This window comes from Acinetobacter indicus CIP 110367, from assembly GCF_000488255.1.
Lineage (GTDB): Bacteria > Pseudomonadota > Gammaproteobacteria > Pseudomonadales > Moraxellaceae > Acinetobacter > Acinetobacter indicus.
In genome coordinates, this window is the sequence record NZ_KI530754.1 from 522622 (window position 1) to 540468 (window position 17847).

Sequence of the window (17847 nt, forward strand, 5' to 3'; positions counted from 1 at the left end):
CTGAACTCGACAGACCTGCTGTAGTCTAAGGAGATTTTCTGCAGTGCATTGTTTAAATTCGTTAAACTGTCATCTATTCAGTTTAAACTTAAGTCAGGTTTTTTAAAATTCTAGCCAATGTCTTCTTTATCTTATTCACAGATTTTTCTGATTTTCTTTAAGCTGGGATGCTTATCTTTCGGGGGACCAGCCGCGCATCTGGTGTTTTTTCACCAGACTTTTGTGCAGCGTTTACACTGGCTCAAAGATGAAGACTATGCCCAGGTCGTCGCTTTAGCGCAACTGTTACCCGGCCCGACCAGCAGTCAGGTCGGACTGGCCATTGGCTATTTAAAACGTGGCTATTTAGGCTCGGTGGTGGCCTGGCTGGGTTTTACCCTGCCCTCGGCCTTGCTGATGACCCTACTGGCCTTTATCGGTCAGCAGTTATTCCCGTGGATCAGTTCGGCGTATTTTCATGCCATTCAACTGATTGTACTGGCGGTGGTGTTCTGGGCCTTCTGGCAAATGCTGCAAAGCTTTTGCAAAAGCTGGTGGCAATACCTGCTGATGCTTGTGTCTGCGCTCATGATCTGGTTCCTGCCACTGTCATATAACCAGATTCTGGTGATTGTGCTGGCTGGTCTGGCAGGCATGTGGATTGCCAAAGCACAACCTCAAACTGGTAGTAATACCGCACCGAGTTTTCAGCTGGAACAGCGCAGTTTCGGCTCGACTACACTCTGGCTAATCTTATTTATCTGTCCGTTTCTGCTGCTCGGTGCGCTGAACTGGACCAATCCGAATCTGCTGGCTGAAGGCTTTTTGGGCTTTTATCAGTCTGCTGCACTGGTCTTTGGTGGTGGGCATATTATTTTACCGCTGCTGCATCAGGACTTTGTCAGTACCGGCATGATCTCAGCCCAGCAGTTTGATTTAGGCTATGCCTTTGCTCAGCTCATGCCCGGTCCTTTATTCAGCTTTGCCAGCTATGTCGGCTATTTTCTGGATTTAACTGCCTATCCGGTGCTGAACGCGATCATTGCCACCATCGCCATTTTCCTGCCCTCGTTCTTTCTGATTTTTGCTACCCTGCCGCATTGGTCCTGGCTGATGCATCAGGACAAAATCAAACATGCGGTGATTGGTATTAATGCCGCGGTGGTGGGTTTATTGCTCGCGCTCATTGTTGATATGGGACAGGATTATTTAACATCAGTGCTGGATCTGGCGTTTGTGATGTTTGTGATTGTTTTACTGAAAAGCAAACTGCCGGTGTGGGTCAGCCTGATTGGTAGCTTTGGCGTGTATATGGGTTTGCTGTCTTTGCTGAGCTAACGCATCTAAAAGAATATTCTCTTGATAAAACAACAGCCTCATGATGAGGCTGTTGTTGTTTGCATTACCAGATATCGGAATTAACCCGGTCTTTAAATTTAGGATGATTGTCCAGTTTAAATTCCGGCTCTTTCACGCCACGCTTCAGCTGTGCTTTGAAGTCTTTTAGCAACATCAGCACAAATGGCGTCAGCAGTAAAATGGCAAACAGGTTGATGGTGGCCATCACGCCCATAAACAGATCGGCCATCGACCAGATCAGTGGTACGGTGGCAATCGCGCCGAAATACACCATAAACAGCACCAGCAGACGGAAAATCAGCATGATCTTGCGGTTGTTGTTAATGAACTGCACGTTACCTTCGGCATAGGCGTAGTTCCCAATAATCGACGAATAAGCAAACATAAACAGGATAATGGCCAGGAAGTCATCGCCCCAATGGCCAATCTGGCTTTCCAGCGCCATCTGGGTCAGGGTCACCCCTTCAAAACCGGCATTCTGATATAAACCGGAAGACAAAATGATGATTGCGGTACATGAACAGACAATAAAGGTGTCCACGAATACGCCCAGCATCTGTACCAGTCCCTGATTGACCGGATGTTTTACATCCGACACAGCAGCCGCGTTTGGTACAGAACCCATCCCCGCTTCATTGGAGAACAGACCACGCTTGATGCCCATCATCATCGCCATCGACACCATCGCCCCAAAGAAACCACCGGCAGCGGCATCAAACTCAAAGGCCTTGCTGAAAATCAGGCGGAAAATATCCGGAATAATCGGTATATTAATCACTGCGATATATAGCGCCACCACGAGATATAACAGCGCCATAATCGGGACAAACTTCTCTGCGACTTTGGCAATACGTTTAATCCCGCCAAAAATAATCATGGCGGTCATGACGACCAGAACCAGCCCCAACCAGGACAGTTCAAAACTGAATGCACCCATTGGCACAGTCAGATTGGCCTGATTCCAGCCCCAGGCATGTGATGTGGCACTGATAATCGAGTTGGCCTGCACCGCGTTAAACACGAAACCGTAAGTTAAAATCAGGGCAACCGCAAATACTACACCCAGCCATTTCTGTTTCAGGCCTTGGGTAATGTAATAGGCCGGACCACCACGGAACTGATGGTTGCTGGTATCACGCACCTTAAATAGCTGCGCCAGTGAAGATTCGACAAAGGCCGAACTCATGCCTAAAAATGCGGTAAACCACATCCAGAACACCGCACCCGGACCACCAATCGCAATCGCAATCGCAACACCGGCAACGTTACCGACCCCGACCCGACTGGCCAAACCGGTCACAAGGGCCTGAAATGGGGTAATCCCATAACTGTCTTCGCCTTTTTTACGGCTCGACCTCATGGCTTTAATACTGTGCCAGAACAGGCGAATTTGTACAGCGCCGGTGATCAGGGTATAAAATATCCCGACACCGACCAGAAAGATCACCAGAAAATCCCACAGCGGGGTATTTAGAAGCGTCACCCAGGACATTAGGGTTTCATTTAATTGTTCATTCATTTTTTCGCACCCTTTGCTGATTGAGTCATCCTAAAAAGAAAAGCCTTTTAACAAGGCTTTTCCACTCAAATTACTTAAACAAAAAACTTAAGAATGACTTGAATGACAGTCGCATTAATCAAGTCGACAAAGAAAGCACCACACAGCGGTACAATCAGGAAGGCTTTATGAGAAGCACCGTACATATTGGTAATGGCCTGCATGTTGGCAACCGCAGTAGGTGTTGCACCCATACCAAAACCACAGTGACCCGCAGCCAGTACAGCAGCATCGTAGTTTTTACCCATAACACGGAAGGTAATGAAGGCCGCATACAAGGCCATGGTGATGGTTTGCGCGCCTAGAATGACCATTAGCGGGCCCGCCAGATCTGCCAGTTGCCATAATTTCAATGACAGCAATGCCATCGCCAAATATAAAGACAATGATGCATTACCAAATACGTCAATCGCACGGTCAAAAATAGTGACTTTGAAAATACCTTCTAATACGTTACGCAGAATTACCCCACCAGCCAAAGCCCAGACGAAAGTTGGCAACTCAAACAGCGTACCTTTGGCATAACCAGTCATAAACTCGGCAAAGGCCAGACAGGCTGCAAATAAACCTAAAGTGGTAATGGCATTGTCTGCGGTAATTAAACGCACCTGATGCGGATATTCAAATGGTACAAACTCACCCGGTACCGGTTCAACTGGCGTATTGTCACGCTGTTCAATTTGCGCATCGGTACTTGGTGTAGCCAACTGATAACGGTTGATCAGCAGTTTGGCCAATGGCCCACCAATAATACCGCCAATAATCAGACCGAAGGTCGCACTGGCCATCCCCAGGGCCAAAGCCCCCTGAATACCATGTTCAACCTCAAGGATTTCACCCCATGCACCCGCAGTCCCGTGACCACCGGTTAAGGTAATGGAACCGGCAATCATACCAATTAGCGGATCAATGCCCAATACTGTCGCCAGACTAATCCCGACAAAGTTTTGTACAATGATGAATAGTGAAATTGCGATCAGAAAGATCACCAGACCAATACCGCCTTCACGCAGTTTGGCAAAGTTGGCACTTAAACCGATGGAGGCAAAGAAAATCAGCATAAAACTGGTTTGTAGCGCACTACTGGTGGTAATGCTATAGCCCCAGAAATTGTGCACGATTAAAGACACCACCGCAGCGACCAAACCGCCCGCGACAGGTTCCGGGATGTTGTAACGTCTTAGAAAATCAATATTGTTAACTAAAAAACGTCCCAAAAGGAGAACGATTACAGCCGCAATTAAGGTGTAAAACGCATTAAAAGTAAATTCCATGGCAATATCCATTTAATATGGTCAATGCTTATTGTTTTCCGGTTCTGATTATTTAAACCTGATGATATAAGCACCTTTTATGATAAGGCTGCCCTGTTTAATTTAAATAAACGGGAAAACTCTGCAATATGAATAATGTAAATCAGAAAAAGTTCTGAGTTGGCGAAGAAGCATCTGAGCTGGAGCGCAAGACTCAGCGTCGCTCCTCAAATTCATATCAACCGGCACTGCCTGAAAAAGAGGGAGTGAAAAATAAAATACAGACACTTCAGTGGCAGGGTAATGTCAGGCTGAAATCTCTGAATAGGCTTACTATAGAAAGATAATCTCATATAGGCTCCTAAACATAGAAAATGCATTGCTTCATGTAGCCAACAAATACATCTTAATTCATAGAAAAAGCTGAACAATACAGCTTAAAAAATCGCACATTATGCATCTTTTTCTCTAAAAATCTTTATTTTTTTAACGCTATTCGCTATTAGTCTAACTTATTGCTTTTAACTATAAATTTAAGCAACTGAATTTAAAATTGTTTTTTTAAAATTGGTAAATAAAAAAAAGAGGTGGCAAGCCACCTCTTTTTGGGTTCAGCACTTAGAAGTTATAACGTGCCATTAAACCAAAACGGTTGTCTTTAAACGTTTCACCTGCAAAGGTTTCACGCTCACCGTTGATATATTCAATACCCAAATCAACCGGTTTTACTGGCGAATAAATGAAGTTTAACCATGCTTGATACACTTCTTTATTTGCATCTTCATTTAAGGCTGCGTAGTCTGTGCCATCATCTGCAAAAATAGCACCATAACCGAGTGTTGAACGCAGGTTTGGCGCAAACTTATAGGTTGCACCGACCTGGAAAGCAGTAAACTCATTTTGTTCAATATTTCTGCCGTCTAAACTGTAAGCCGTATTCGAACCATATAAATAATTACTATTGCCAACTACATGAGAGACATCTGCTGAAATTTTTAAAGGTTCTGTCACCTGATAGTGCGCACCAGCAGCTACACCCCAACCTGTTTTATCATCATTTGCAGTTGTTGATTTATAATTTTCAACCATAGCACGTGCTGAGGCTGCACCTTTACCATTCGCAAAACCTTGAGTGACTTTAGCAGTTAACACTGGCAAACGATACGTTAAACCTGTACCAGAACTATCCCCTTCTTCAGCAGAAACCAGCAGTTGAGTGGCTGGTGCCAGTTTATGGCTATAACGCACTTGTGGAATACGGGTAATACCACCGCCGACGTTGGTACCAAAGTCAATCATTTCTGGTGCATGGTTTGACAGGAAGTTAGAGGTAGTTTGACCCAATAACCAGTTGTCCAGCGTTAAATATGCATGACGGATACGTAATGCATCGTTGGTTCCAGCAAAGTCAACTTCAATTTTACCGCCCACTTTACGGTCACCTACTGGTGAAGAGAAATCGAGACCTAAACGTGTAGTTTTTGGGGTTGCACGTAATTTGTCTTTAGCAGCACCTGTGCTGGTATGTACCGAGTTGAAGTCATTGTCTGCACCTTCAACAATATAGTTGGCATCACCACGCACAAAACCGTACAGATTGACTTCAGCACCGCCCTTCGACTTTAAGGAAAATGGTGAAGCCGATTTTGCTGCAGGTGCCGGTTGCGCCTGAACTTGCTGAATCTGGACTTGTTGCTGTTGCTGAACCTGTTGCTGCTGTTGAATTAAAGCTTTGAGTGCTTGTACTTCCTTGCGTAATTCTTGAATTTGTTGTTGTTCAGTGCTTGCCGCCTGTACCGTAGACGCCATTGCTGCTGTAATTGCGACCGCTAATGTTTTTGTGATAAGTGAAGTTTGGATTTTACGATCCATGGGTTTCTCCAGAGTAAAAAATAATGCGCATCCGTGCTCTTTTAAGACATTTTAAATACTGACTCAGATGGCAAGCATCCCTGATTTAAATGTCATTTAATCATCACACTTTTGCTATTTATCAAATAATTAAAAGTCTTATCGATAAGAATTACACAAAACTGTAATCGTTTTATGCTTTCAATCTAACAATTAATTTATTTTATTAAAATCACTTTTAACGTATAAGGATAAAGGACTGATCAATTTTTCTAATTCTCGTTTGTAAAAATATCGAATTATCATAGTTTTATCGAAAAGCAAAAGTTACCCACCCGGTTAAATATTAGACTATTGTATATAGCAACAGTTGATTAGAACATAAACATTTTAAGGGATTTTTCATGGATAAAGGACTAGTACAACTGGTCGATCAGGCCATTAGCTCGCGTCATTCAGTGCGCGCCTTTTTAGATCGGCCGGTCGATCCGCAAATGATTAAAGATATTCTAAGCGTGGCCAGCCGCGCACCATCCGGCACCAATATTCAGCCGTGGAAGGTGTATGTGGTGACCGGTCAAAAGCGTCAGGAACTCATTGATCGGGTCTGTCAGGCACAAACTGAACTGTATTTACATCCTGAACGTGCGGCCGATTATCAGGCCACCTTTTCCTATTATCCGGAACAATGGTTCTCGCCGTTTATTGAGCGGCGCCGTGAAAATGGCTGGGGGCTGTATGGCCTGCTCAATATTGGAAAAGGCGAAAAACAGAAGATGGCCGCGCAGCATCTGCGTAATTTTCAGCTGTTTGATGCACCGGTAGGCCTGTTTTTCACCCTGCATCGTGACCTGGAAATTGGTTCGAAAATGGATCTTTCCATGATGATGCAAAACGTGATGATTGCCGCCAAGGCACGCGGGCTGGACACCTGCCCACAAGCCGCCTGGAATAGTTTTCATCGCATTGTACTGGAGGTCTTAAACGCCCCGGCCGATGAAGAACTGGTCTGTGGTATGGCCCTGGGTTATGCCGATCCTGAGCATATTGTAAATAGCTTTATTACCCCACGGGTACCGGTCGAAGAATTTGCCGTGTTTATAGAATAATTGTTTAGCTCTGGCCCTCACGCTGCAACAGCTTAAAGAGCAAAGAAGAAACCGCCCGGGTTTCTTCTTTTTATTTATAAGAATGAATCGGGGTTAGGCTGTTTTTAATTTCCGCTCCCGATGCATGATATACATCGCACTCACCCCAATCAGAATAAACAGCAGCATCACACTGCCCATATTTAATAAAGCATCCCAGATCAGTACATTCAACATTAAGCCGCCAATTAAACCGCAGCTAAATTGCATACTGCCCATAATCGCACTGGCTGTACCGGCACGGGCACCCTGCTCCGACATCGCCAACGCCATGGCATTGGGGCCGGTAAAACCAATTCCGGCCACGGCTAAAAACAGCCCGGCAAAAACCACAACAATCGGGGCATGACTCATCAGCCCGGCGATGACCAGAATTAGCGCGCCAGTGCCCTGCACCGTACCGCCTATTTTTAAACGGGTCATTAGAGAACTGCGGGTTGCCAAATGCTTGTTTAAGGTCGAGACCAGCATAATACCGACCGCATTGGCACCAAAAGCAATCGAAAACTGCTGCTGGTTCAGGCCATAACCATCCATCAGAACAGCGGCAGAACTGCTGATATAACAGAACATCGCCCCACCGGTAAAACAGCCGGCAATCATCGGTAAATAAAAACTGCGGTCCTTAAAAATCGCCAGATAGAGGGTCAGCACCTGATAGAAATTCAATTTCAGACGGCGCTCTGGCGGCAAGGTTTCCTGAAAGAAAAAATGAACACATAACCAGCAGACTAAACTCATGATGGCCAGACAGACAAAAATCGCCTGCCAGTCAAAAAAGCTCAGCACAATCGCCCCCAGACCCGGCGCAATAATGGGCGCAATGGCGGTCACAATCATCATGCTGGAAAAAGCCTGCGCGGAGGCCTGCATATCCAGCCGGTCACGAATTGCCGCACGGGCAATTACCACCCCAACACAGCCCCCTAAGGCCTGCAACACCCGCGCCGCAATCAGGCTCCATTCATCCTGGGCATAAACACAGAGCAGACTGGCCAAAAAATACAGTCCCAAACCAAAATACAGTGGGGTTTTACGGCCAATCCGGTCACTTAAAGGACCATAAATTAACTGTCCAATTGCCAGGCCCAGAAAATAAGCCGGCAGACTGTTGGCCACCATTTGCGTGCTGACGCCAAAATCATCTGCCATTTGGGGCAAGGCCGGCAGATACATATCAATCGACAGCGGACCAAGCGAGGTCAGCAATGCCAGCAGTAAAATCCAGGAAGATGGATACTGCTGCTGCGGGCTTGCACTGGCATGGGAATCGGACATATTCATATTTCTTTTTTAAATGACTGATTTAAAGACAAGGTACACAGTCCATAGTATTATTTCAGGGTACTGAAAGTGAAGTTTCACATAATTGCTGCCCGCTGCATAGCATCTGGCTTCGTTTAAGGAACAGTCTTGAAATCCTGGCTCACACGTCTCAAACACATTGCCTACAACACGGCCTTTATCTATAACATCCGGATGATGATCGCCTTTGCCGGCACCGCCTTTGTTCCTTATCTGCTCGGCTATCAGCTGGCCACCATTCCGCTAACCTTGGGCGTGGTCGCAGCCGGTTTAAGCGATATTGATGACCGCTTCTCTTTAAGAATCCTGAACCAGACTTATACCTATATCGGCTTTTTTATTACCGCCGCCTCCATTCAGCTGCTGTTTCCACATCCGGTGCTGTTTGCCATTGGCCTGATTATCTCCTGTATTGGCCTGATTCTGCTCGGTTCTCTGGGCCGGCGTTATGCCACCATTGCCTATGGCTGTCTGGTGATTTCGGTTTATGCCATGCTCGGTGTGGACCTGTTTGAAGACTGGTACACCCAGCCAGCCTTGCTGGTGGTTGGTGCAGTCTGGTACGGGCTGATTTCCACCATCAGCTTTTTACTGTTTCCGGTACGGCAGCTACAAGACAAACTTTCGCAAAGCTATGCCTCGTTAGGCGATTTTCTGTTTGCCAAATCCAATCTGTTTGATGTCGATATGACACCCGGCAGCTATCAGCAAAGCCTGATTGACCTGTCAATGGAAAACGGCAAGTTGATTGGCCTGTTTAATGAACTGAAAACCGCGCTACTGACCCGTTTAAAAGGTGACCGCGGCCAGAAAGATACCCGCCGCAGCCTGCAATATTATTTTATTGCCCAGGATATTCATGAACGTGCCGACTCTGCGCATATTGACTATCAGAAACTGGCCAAAATTTTTGAGCACAGCGACATTCTGTTCCGTTTCCAGCGCATTCTGGCGATTCAGGGCAAAGCCTGTAAAGATTTAAGCGAAAGTATCCTGAAGCGTGAACCTTATATTCACAGCAAACGCTTTAAACATGCCTTTGAAAACCTGAAACATTCGCTGCAAAAGCTGCGTAGCGAACAGCAGTATGATCAGGTCTGGGTCAATGCCCTGTTTGCCCTGTATCAGAACCTTAAATCTATTGACGCGCAGTTACGCAACCTGGAAACCGAGCGTTATATCAAGCTGGATAAAACCAAACATATTGAAAACCAGCTTAAAGATGATGACCTGAAAGGCTGGGATGATATGGTCATCCGCATCAAGCAGCATTTAACTCCGGAATCGGTGCTGTTCCGGCATGCCATTCGATTATCGGCGGTGCTGCTGATTGGCTATATTTTTGTCCAGGTCACCAATATTGAATACGGCTACTGGATTTTACTGACCGCACTGTTTGTGACCCAACCCAACTTTAACGCCACCAAACGCCGCTTACGCCTGCGGATTGTCGGCACCCTGGTCGGGATTCTGGTCGGTTATAGCATCTTATATTTTATTCCGTCGGTCGAAGGTCAGCTGTTGCTGCTGGTAGTCAGCGGAATTCTGTTCTTTGAATTACGCAGTAAGCAGTATGCCCAAGCCACCGCCTTTATTACCATTCTGGCGCTGATTAACTTTAACCTCGATGGCATGGGCTTTGCCGCCGCCCTGCCGCGTATGATTGATACTTTAATTGGCTGTGCACTGGCCTGGTTTGGCGTCAGCTTTATTTTCCCGGACTGGAAATTCCGCCGTTTACCGCGCACCATTCGCCGTGCCTTAAATGCGCAGTGTGATTATCTGACCGAAGTGGTCGAGCAATACAAAACCGGGCGCAATAACGGCCTGACCTATCGCGTGGTACGCCGTGCAGCGCATAATACCGATGCCGAACTGGCCTCGCTCATTTCTACCCTGGCCACTGAGCCGGATTTTGATGCCTCGCAAAAAGCCCAGGCTTTTGAATTGCTGTGCCTGAATCATACCTTTATCAGCTATATTGCCGCGCTGGGCGCACACCGGGAAAAAATTGAAGATCCGGAGATTTTAACCCTGCTGGATAAAGCGCTGGAAGATATTCGCGGTGCCTTGCTGAACGATGAAGTACCGGATCTGTCTTCGCAAAATATGCTGCATACCATCCGGCAGCGTTTAAGTCAAAATCATCAGGAAGATCAACAGGGATTGATTATTTTGCAGCAGTTATCGCTGATGCTGACCATCCTGCATCAACTGAGTCAGCTGAAGCAGAGTTTAAGCCATGACCGTGATCAGAATGCCACCGAACTGGCCTCGTTATAATTCGGATGATTTTGCAACAATAGACTCCTGAAATGCTGTAATTAATGCTAAACTTTTCTGAGTTTGAAATTTGTTAGTTCCACTATGACCGCGAAAAATTTATACGCTTATACTTTACAGCCTGTGAACTACGACATTAGCGAAGCCGAGCAACGTCATGCCCAGCTTTTAATTTGGCGTAGCACCAACAAAATTGGCACCAAAGCCTGGGCGATCATGGGCATTATTACAGCCCTGTCTATTCTGGGGATTATCCTGATCAAGAACTATTCCACCATTTTCTGCTGGGTGGCTCTGGTCTGTGTGGTGCTGTACTTCCTGATCCGTAAATTCGGTCTGGAATGGTATGCCAAACGCAAAATGAATGAATTTCCGGTACAGGAAATTAAAGGCATCCGTCTAGGCGTACAACCGCATGGCATCATCATGCGTCAGCAAATGGGCCTGCAAGAAGGCATGGGCGCGATTAGCTGGAAAGACATTTATGAATGGTATTCTACCCCGGATTTCATTCTGGTGAACTTTACCGTCAAAGGTCAGCAAGGCGCTTATATCTTGCCAAAACGTCTGGATTCTAAAAACTTTTCTTTTAAAACCATTCGTAAGCACCTGCTTGAATCTGTAGGTGAGCCAAAACAGCTTTAAGCCTGTAAGCTCAAAAAAACCTCCACCCTGCTGGAGGTTTTTTTATCCGGTTTGTACCAATCTAAATGATAATGAGAATAAATATTATATTCAAACTCTATTCCATCTCGCTATTCTTCAGTTATAATTTCGCCCATTGTTCTCTTCACACTGCTGCTGTATTGCTATGCTTAAAAAAATATTTTTCCAGCTGCACTGGTTCCTTGGAATTAGTGCAGGCCTGATTCTCGCACTGATGGGTGTTACCGGTGCGATTTATTCCTATGAACAACAAATTCTAAAATGGATGAATCCGGACAGTTATACCGTGCAGGTCGAAAACCGGGCCAAGCTCACCCCGGCGGAAATCTATCAGCATTTTCAGCTGACTCAACCTGAAACCAAAATTAATAGCATTACTATCGCCTCCGATCCGGCAGCATCTTCGAGTGTCAATATTGCCAAAGAAGGCGCACGTCGCGGCCAGAATGTGCTGATTAACCCCTACAGCGCAGAAGTGTTACCCGAGATTAAAGGCCGTGAATTTTTCCAGTTTATCCAGCAGTTACACCGTAACCTGACCGTTGGCCCTGTCGGCAAGCAGATTACCGGCGCCTGTGCCTTGATGCTGATTTTCTTTGTCTTGAGTGGTCTGTATCTACGCTGGCCGAAAAAGCATTCGGTAAAACAGTGGTTCTTTGTGAAGCCGAAACTTAAAGGCCGGAACTTCATCTGGGATTTACACGCCGTTGTCGGCACCTGGGTGGTGATTTTCTACCTGATTCTGGCCTGTACCGGTCTGTACTGGTCCTATGACTGGTGGCGTAATGGCATGTTCAAGGTGCTGGGCGTAGAGCGTCCACAACCGCAAATGCAGGCCAATGCCGCGCCGCAAGGTCAGCGTGGTGCGCCGCAAGGTCAGCGTGGTGCGCCGCAAGGCCGTGAACGTGGCGAAGGTGCTGCGCGTGAAGGTCGTGGTGAGCGTGCGGAAGGACTGGATTCGCTGCAAATGCAGGCGGTATTGAACCAGACCTGGACTGGCGTACAGGCACAACTGGGACGTGACTACTCAACCATGACCCTGAACCTGCCCAAACAGGCCAATGGTGAAGTCAGCCTGAACTTTGTCGATGCAGTACCGCAGCATGAACGTGCCCGCAATAGTGCAACCTATAACTATCAGACGGCCAGCCTCACCGACATCAGCCTGTATGAAGATAAAAAACTCAATGAAAAAATCATGAGCAGCATGTTACCGGTTCACCGTGGCAGCTTCTTTGGTCCGGTGTACCAGTTCTTTGCCATGGTCGCTTCCCTGCTGATGCCGCTGTTCTTTGTCACCGGCTGGATGCTGTATCTGAAACGTCTCAAGCAGAAGAAACTGACCCAGGCAGCACGGAATAGCGCAAGCGCCGTCACGGTTGATCCAAATGCCAAACCGTGGCTGATTGCCTATGCAACCCAAACCGGCGTGGCGGAACAGCTGGCCTGGCGTACTGCGACCAGTTTGCAGGAAGCGCGTCAACCAGTGACCGTGAAACCGGTACAGCAATTGAGTCTGGAAGATCTGCAATCGGTAGAACAGGTGCTGTTTGTAGCCAGTACCTATGGTACCGGTGAAGCACCTGATTTAGCCTCCAGCTTTGACAAGAAAATCCTGAGCAGCTCGGCCAATTTACAGCATCTGCGTTATGCGGTACTGGCGCTGGGCTCCAAGGAATATCCGGACAGCTACTGCAGCTTTGGTCATAAAATTGATCAGTGGTTACAACGCAATCAGGCGCAGCCTCTGTTTGCCACCATTGAAGTGGACAATGCCAGCAATGAAGATATCCAACGCTGGAATACAGCACTAGCTCAAGCCACCCAGCTTGAATTGCAAGGCATGGACATTCACAAGACCTTTGACAGCTGGATTCTGAAACAGCGTGATCTGCTCAATCCGAACAGTCTGGGGGCACCGGCCTATAATATCGAGCTGGCGCCGCAACACGAAGCACACTGGGAAGCCGGTGATATTGCCGAAATCCAGCCAGGGAACAGTCCTGAGCGTCTGGCAGCCTTCATACAACAGCATCAGATTCAGCCGGGTACCCTGCTAGATTCGACCGGTGAACCGATTGAACAGGCACTCTGGGACAAAGACCTGACGGTTGAAATCGAGCCGTTTGCCAATCTGGAGCATTTACTGGAACAGTTACCGACCCTGCCTGCACGTGAATATTCGATTGCCAGCATTCCATCGCAGCAGATTTTGCGTCTGGTGGTCCGTCAGCAATCCGATGCCCAAGGTCAACTGGGCCTTGGTTCGGGCTGGCTCACCCAGCATGCGCCGCTACAGAGCAGTATTGCCCTGCGTATTCGCACCAATGAATCGTTCCACCTGATAGATGACAACCGTCCAATCATCTGTATTGGTAACGGGACTGGTATTGCCGGACTGATGAGTCTGTTACAGGCACGCATCCGTCATGACTATACCCAGAACTGGCTAATTTACGGTGAACGTCAGCGTGCGCACGACTTTTTCTATGAAACTATTGTGTCTGCATGGCAAAGCACCGGCATGTTGCAGCGTCTGGACGTGGCCTTCTCGCGTGATCAGGAACAGAAAGTTTATGTACACCATAAATTGCGTGAACAGGCCGAAGAACTGCAACGCTGGATTGAGCAAGGTGCCGTGATTTATGTCTGCGGCAGTATTGATGGTATGGCCAGCGATGTTGACCAGACCCTGATTGAACTGCTTGGTGAAGCGACGGTGGATCAGTTACGCAGTGAAGGCCGTTACCGCCGTGATGTCTACTAAGTTTAGTTAACTTGCTGAAAACTAAAATTGAAAAAACCGGACTTGATGTCCGGTTTTTTCATCTTGATCTTTTATAATCTGCAGATACATCACGCTATTTATGATCATTCCGCCATGCAGAGTCACAGCCACGCCCCACTGAAACGTCTTCTGAGCCTGATGGCTGCAATTCTACTACTGGCCAATGGTCTGTGGTTGCTCAGTCTGAACAGCTTTCATTTTGGTACCCTGCTGCCGATGCTGTTCGGTGCAGCACTGTTCATTTATGCCTTGGCTTATGTTCTGCTACAGCGCTGGATTCGACAGCGCCCGATCTATCAACAAGGCTGGCGTTTAGTATGGGGTGCTTTCTGGATCTGGCTACTCAGTGTAGCGCTGTTCTTTGGCTACTTACACTGGCAAAGCCTGCATAGCCAACCCAATCCAAATACGCAGGCGATTCTGATTTTAGGCGGGGGAATCCAGCACAACCAGCCGACGCCGACCTTGGCCAAACGCCTAAATGCAGGTGCCACGTTGGCCAAGCAGCTGCCACAAATTCCCATTATCGTCAGTGGTGGCGCCGCTTTTGGGAATCAGTGGACCGAAGCCGAAGTGATGGCGCACTATTTAACAGAGCAGCATCATCTTCCGAAAACACGAATTCTATTGGAAGCACGCAGTACCAGTACCGCTCTGAATTTCCACAATTCCAAGGCCTTGCTGGTACAACACGATATTCAGCTCAGTGATCCGATTGCCGTGGTGACCAGTGATTTTCATTTACCGCGTGCACTGGCGATTGCCCGCAAACAGGGCTATCAGCAGCCCTTGCCCTATAGCGCTCCTACACCACTCTATATTCGCTATAACTCCTGGTTACGCGAATATTTTGCTTATGTAAGTGGTTGGCTACTCAATGAATATTAATACCCAATAAATATTAATTAAGGCGAATGGAACGTGGCGAAGGCAGTTGCAGGTTTTTATAGACTTCAGGTTTTTGCAGATAAATCTGGTAAAGATAGTTTTTAATATCCAGCAGCAGCTTTTCCGGTGCTACCAGCACATTCTGCCCTTCAGGACTAAGATTCATCGACACCAGTGTGCTTTCCTGCCTTAAAAATGGCAGGACTTTTTCAATAAAATCTTTAAAGCTGACTTCCTGAATATCGTAATTTTCCCAGTTGTCTTTGACCAGCAGTTTGGCCAGACTTTTATTTTGCCAGACCGCAAAAGCGCGCTGTCCGGTGGGTGTGGCACATAAGGCCCAGCCGTCATGATACAGCGCAAACACTTGTCCCTGGCTGACCATAATTTCAATAAACTGTTTGTAAATATCTTGAACGTTATAGCTTGAAGTTTGAGATTTAGACGCGGCCTTGCGTTGATATGGATTGCGCATAGATCATCCAGTCCATTTTATTGTTTTATAATGCTGGGATTCTATGGAATATTTAAGATTTAGGCAAGAAAGATATGGTGGGCGCTGACGGGATCGAACCGCCGACATTCTGCTTGTAAGGCAGACGCTCTACCAACTGAGCTAAGCGCCCTGAAGAGTAAAAAATAATATATTATTTTTTACGACGCAAGACCAATGAAGTGTGTAGTCTTGGTAATTGATCACATTTTTCACATCAGGGCATGAAAAATGGCGCAGCGGACGGGGCTCGAACCCGCGACCCCCGGCGTGACAGGCCGGTATTCTAACCAACTGAACTACCGCTGCAACGGTAATTGCGTAAGCAATTAAGGTCTTTTAAGCTTTACAGCTTGAATATGGTGGGCGCTGACGGGATCGAACCGCCGACATTCTGCTTGTAAGGCAGACGCTCTACCAACTGAGCTAAGCGCCCTGATTAAGATTGTCAATCTTGATTCCACTATAAGCTCAGGAAACTTATAGGGCTATTCTTTGAGATGGCGCAGCGGACGGGGCTCGAACCCGCGACCCCCGGCGTGACAGGCCGGTATTCTAACCAACTGAACTACCGCTGCATCGCAAAAGAATCATGGTGGGCGCTGACGGGATCGAACCGCCGACATTCTGCTTGTAAGGCAGACGCTCTACCAACTGAGCTAAGCGCCCTCAAAAGCGTTTTATGTAAATGGCGCAGCGGACGGGGCTCGAACCCGCGACCCCCGGCGTGACAGGCCGGTATTCTAACCAACTGAACTACCGCTGCACTTACACAAAGTCACTATTGTGGTTCAAACGAATATTAAAGAAGCTTAAGTGGCGCAGCGGACGGGGCTCGAACCCGCGACCCCCGGCGTGACAGGCCGGTATTCTAACCAACTGAACTACCGCTGCACGTAAGAATCTTTAACGTAAAGGCTTGGTGGGCGCTGACGGGATCGAACCGCCGACATTCTGCTTGTAAGGCAGACGCTCTACCAACTGAGCTAAGCGCCCTTAACGTCTTCATCGTTTGTGAGGTGCATTATAGAGAATCTTTACCGCCTGTCAAACGCTTTTCTGCCAGTTTTCACTTTTTTATGACTGAGTGATTAAAAAATAAGTGATTCACTAGAAAAACAAACAAATTCTGTATGTTATTTGACTTTATTCAAAAAATTTTATTTTTAGCCCACTAGGGAATAGAAGAAATTTCTTGCAATTACCCCCCTGCTCGCCTGCACATTTTTATTTTTTCCCTGTGAAAAATGCCAGTAAAATTCAGGCTTAAGTCTTATGGCTGGGGTTCAATGGCCAAGGGACTAAAATCCAGCCGCTCTTCAGACAGATACACCAATGCCTGTTCTGGAATCAGCTCGAACAGCTCGATAATGTCGCGATTGCGCATCCGGATACAGCCATGTGACTTGGGAATACCCATCGGTTCAGTATCTGGCGTGCCATGCAAATAAATATAACGTTTAAAGGTGTCACAGCCAGCGCCCTGGTTAAAACCATCCTCCAGCCCTGATAGCCATAAAATACGGGACAAAATCCAGTCACGTTCAGGAAACTGTTCGGCCAGCTCATCATCATAAATTTCACCCGTCGGCTGACGGGCAATAAACACGGTATTTTCCGGCGCATCTGCACCAAACTTGAGGGCCACCTGATGCCAGCCACGCGGGGTTTTGCCACTATTTTCCGCTTCACCAATGCCCTTTTCACCGGTAGACACCACATACAGTTTATTGTGTTTTGGCAGATATAAGGTCTGCTCAGATAAATCGACCAGAATATCCGCAGCATGTAGAGGATAGATCATTCTTGCTTTACCTTTGGTGGAGTGACAACAACAGGTTCAGGACGTAGCCATAACCAGATTGCCACCACAAACATGGTCAGGTTGGTAAAAATTTTGACGGCCAGCGGAGCCGTGGTAAGTAACATGATGCAGGCACTGATCAGCATCATGATGGTGGCAAACCATTTGGCTTTACGCGGTACGGTGCCATTGGCACGCCAGTCTCTTAAGGTCTGGCCATATTTGGGATGGTTCAGCAACCAGGCATCCATTTGCGGCCAGCCTTTGGACGCGGCCCAGGCCGCTAAAATCAGAAAGACTGTTGTTGGCATACCGGGCAACACTGCACCAATGAAGCCGAGGATGACAAAAATCACCACCAAACTTCGCCAAAACAATACTCTCATACCGCAACCCTACCCGTCGAATTGCGCTAGTATAAAGCGTTTTTAAACTTTTCTTCGTTGTAATTCTGCTGTTTAACCATGGATTT

The 17847-nt window shown here is 47.1% G+C and carries 13 protein-coding genes and 8 tRNA genes; 6 read left to right on the forward strand and 15 right to left on the reverse strand.

Features of this window, described 5'->3' with window-relative positions:
* Positions 1-117 precede the first annotated feature (117 nt).
* A complete protein-coding gene (chrA, locus tag P253_RS07245) occupies positions 118-1317 on the forward strand; it encodes a chromate efflux transporter (protein WP_016659323.1) in 1200 nt (399 codons plus the stop codon).
* Between the two features lie 64 nt (positions 1318-1381).
* On the opposite strand, the gene P253_RS07250 is transcribed toward chrA, so the two are convergent.
* The 3 genes from P253_RS07250 to P253_RS07260 form a co-directional block, all read right to left on the reverse strand.
* Positions 1382-2857, reverse strand: coding sequence for an alanine/glycine:cation symporter family protein (locus P253_RS07250; RefSeq protein ID WP_016659324.1), 1476 nt, complete (start codon positions 2855-2857; stop codon positions 1382-1384).
* 74 nt (positions 2858-2931) lie between these two features.
* Positions 2932-4170, reverse strand: coding sequence for a sodium/glutamate symporter (gene gltS / locus P253_RS07255; RefSeq protein ID WP_016659325.1), 1239 nt, complete (start codon positions 4168-4170; stop codon positions 2932-2934).
* Between the two features lie 597 nt (positions 4171-4767).
* Entirely contained in the window at positions 4768-6021 is a 1254-nt protein-coding gene (locus P253_RS07260) for a DcaP family trimeric outer membrane transporter (protein ID WP_016659326.1), read from the reverse strand.
* Positions 6022-6404: 383 nt separating this feature from the next.
* On the opposite strand from P253_RS07260, the gene P253_RS07265 reads away from it, so the two are divergent.
* Positions 6405-7109, forward strand: a complete 705-nt coding sequence (locus P253_RS07265) for a nitroreductase (protein ID WP_016659327.1) — start codon at positions 6405-6407, stop codon at positions 7107-7109.
* 93 nt (positions 7110-7202) lie between these two features.
* Here the strand turns inward: P253_RS07265 and P253_RS07270 are convergent, their stop codons facing one another.
* Positions 7203-8426: a multidrug effflux MFS transporter gene (locus tag P253_RS07270; protein ID WP_016659328.1), complete on the reverse strand. Its 1224-nt coding sequence runs from the start codon at positions 8424-8426 to the stop codon at positions 7203-7205.
* 135 nt (positions 8427-8561) lie between these two features.
* Between P253_RS07270 and yccS the strand changes: the two genes are divergently transcribed.
* From yccS to P253_RS07290, 4 genes are all read left to right on the forward strand, one after another.
* A complete protein-coding gene (yccS, locus tag P253_RS07275; protein ID WP_016659329.1) occupies positions 8562-10736 on the forward strand; it encodes a YccS family putative transporter in 2175 nt (724 codons plus the stop codon).
* 84 nt (positions 10737-10820) lie between these two features.
* Positions 10821-11381, forward strand: coding sequence for a YcxB family protein (locus tag P253_RS07280; RefSeq protein WP_005179510.1), 561 nt, complete (start codon positions 10821-10823; stop codon positions 11379-11381).
* A 166-nt stretch (positions 11382-11547) separates the two neighbouring features.
* A complete protein-coding gene (locus P253_RS07285) occupies positions 11548-14169 on the forward strand; it encodes a PepSY domain-containing protein (protein ID WP_016659330.1) in 2622 nt (873 codons plus the stop codon).
* A gap of 114 nt (positions 14170-14283) precedes the next feature.
* Entirely contained in the window at positions 14284-15078 is a 795-nt protein-coding gene (locus P253_RS07290; RefSeq protein WP_035363296.1) for a YdcF family protein, read from the forward strand.
* 13 nt (positions 15079-15091) lie between these two features.
* Here P253_RS07290 and P253_RS07295 read toward each other — a convergent pair whose 3' ends face one another.
* From P253_RS07295 to P253_RS07345, 11 genes are all read right to left on the reverse strand, one after another.
* Complete coding sequence (locus P253_RS07295; protein ID WP_005179520.1) at positions 15092-15553, reverse strand: DUF2750 domain-containing protein; 462 nt, start codon at positions 15551-15553, stop codon at positions 15092-15094.
* 75 nt (positions 15554-15628) lie between these two features.
* A tRNA-Val gene (locus P253_RS07300) sits at positions 15629-15704 on the reverse strand.
* 99 nt (positions 15705-15803) lie between these two features.
* Positions 15804-15880, reverse strand: a tRNA-Asp gene (locus P253_RS07305).
* Positions 15881-15931: 51 nt separating this feature from the next.
* Positions 15932-16007, reverse strand: a tRNA-Val gene (locus P253_RS07310).
* Between the two features lie 65 nt (positions 16008-16072).
* Positions 16073-16149 (reverse strand) — tRNA-Asp (locus P253_RS07315).
* A gap of 15 nt (positions 16150-16164) precedes the next feature.
* Positions 16165-16240 (reverse strand) — tRNA-Val (locus tag P253_RS07320).
* A gap of 20 nt (positions 16241-16260) precedes the next feature.
* A tRNA-Asp gene (locus P253_RS07325) sits at positions 16261-16337 on the reverse strand.
* A gap of 51 nt (positions 16338-16388) precedes the next feature.
* A tRNA-Asp gene (locus P253_RS07330) sits at positions 16389-16465 on the reverse strand.
* 26 nt (positions 16466-16491) lie between these two features.
* A tRNA-Val gene (locus P253_RS07335) sits at positions 16492-16567 on the reverse strand.
* Positions 16568-16844: 277 nt separating this feature from the next.
* Positions 16845-17375 (reverse strand): cell wall-recycling L,D-carboxypeptidase ElsL, encoded by a 531-nt coding sequence (elsL, locus tag P253_RS07340; RefSeq protein ID WP_005179524.1) that lies wholly within the window; start codon positions 17373-17375, stop codon positions 16845-16847.
* Positions 17372-17761, reverse strand: a complete 390-nt coding sequence (locus P253_RS07345) for a YbaN family protein (protein WP_005179527.1) — start codon at positions 17759-17761, stop codon at positions 17372-17374. The genes elsL and P253_RS07345 overlap by 4 nt, the downstream gene beginning before the upstream one ends.
* Positions 17762-17847: the final 86 nt, after the last annotated feature.

What these genes read in the sequence shown, in the direction of transcription:
- P253_RS07260 (WP_016659326.1), bottom strand. Translation starts at nt 6,021, where the DNA reads ATGGATCGTAAAATCCAAACTTCACTTATCACAAAAACATTAGCGGTC.
- P253_RS07345 (WP_005179527.1), bottom strand. Translation starts at nt 17,761, where the DNA reads ATGAGAGTATTGTTTTGGCGAAGTTTGGTGGTGATTTTTGTCATCCTC.
- P253_RS07280 (WP_005179510.1), top strand. Translation starts at nt 10,821, where the DNA reads ATGACCGCGAAAAATTTATACGCTTATACTTTACAGCCTGTGAACTAC.
- gltS (WP_016659325.1), bottom strand. Translation starts at nt 4,170, where the DNA reads ATGGAATTTACTTTTAATGCGTTTTACACCTTAATTGCGGCTGTAATC.
- P253_RS07265 (WP_016659327.1), top strand. Translation starts at nt 6,405, where the DNA reads ATGGATAAAGGACTAGTACAACTGGTCGATCAGGCCATTAGCTCGCGT.
- elsL (WP_005179524.1), bottom strand. Translation starts at nt 17,375, where the DNA reads ATGATCTATCCTCTACATGCTGCGGATATTCTGGTCGATTTATCTGAG.
- P253_RS07285 (WP_016659330.1), top strand. Translation starts at nt 11,548, where the DNA reads ATGCTTAAAAAAATATTTTTCCAGCTGCACTGGTTCCTTGGAATTAGT.
- P253_RS07270 (WP_016659328.1), bottom strand. Translation starts at nt 8,426, where the DNA reads ATGTCCGATTCCCATGCCAGTGCAAGCCCGCAGCAGCAGTATCCATCT.
- chrA (WP_016659323.1), top strand. Translation starts at nt 118, where the DNA reads ATGTCTTCTTTATCTTATTCACAGATTTTTCTGATTTTCTTTAAGCTG.
- P253_RS07250 (WP_016659324.1), bottom strand. Translation starts at nt 2,857, where the DNA reads ATGAATGAACAATTAAATGAAACCCTAATGTCCTGGGTGACGCTTCTA.
- P253_RS07290 (WP_035363296.1), top strand. Translation starts at nt 14,284, where the DNA reads ATGCAGAGTCACAGCCACGCCCCACTGAAACGTCTTCTGAGCCTGATG.
- P253_RS07295 (WP_005179520.1), bottom strand. Translation starts at nt 15,553, where the DNA reads ATGCGCAATCCATATCAACGCAAGGCCGCGTCTAAATCTCAAACTTCA.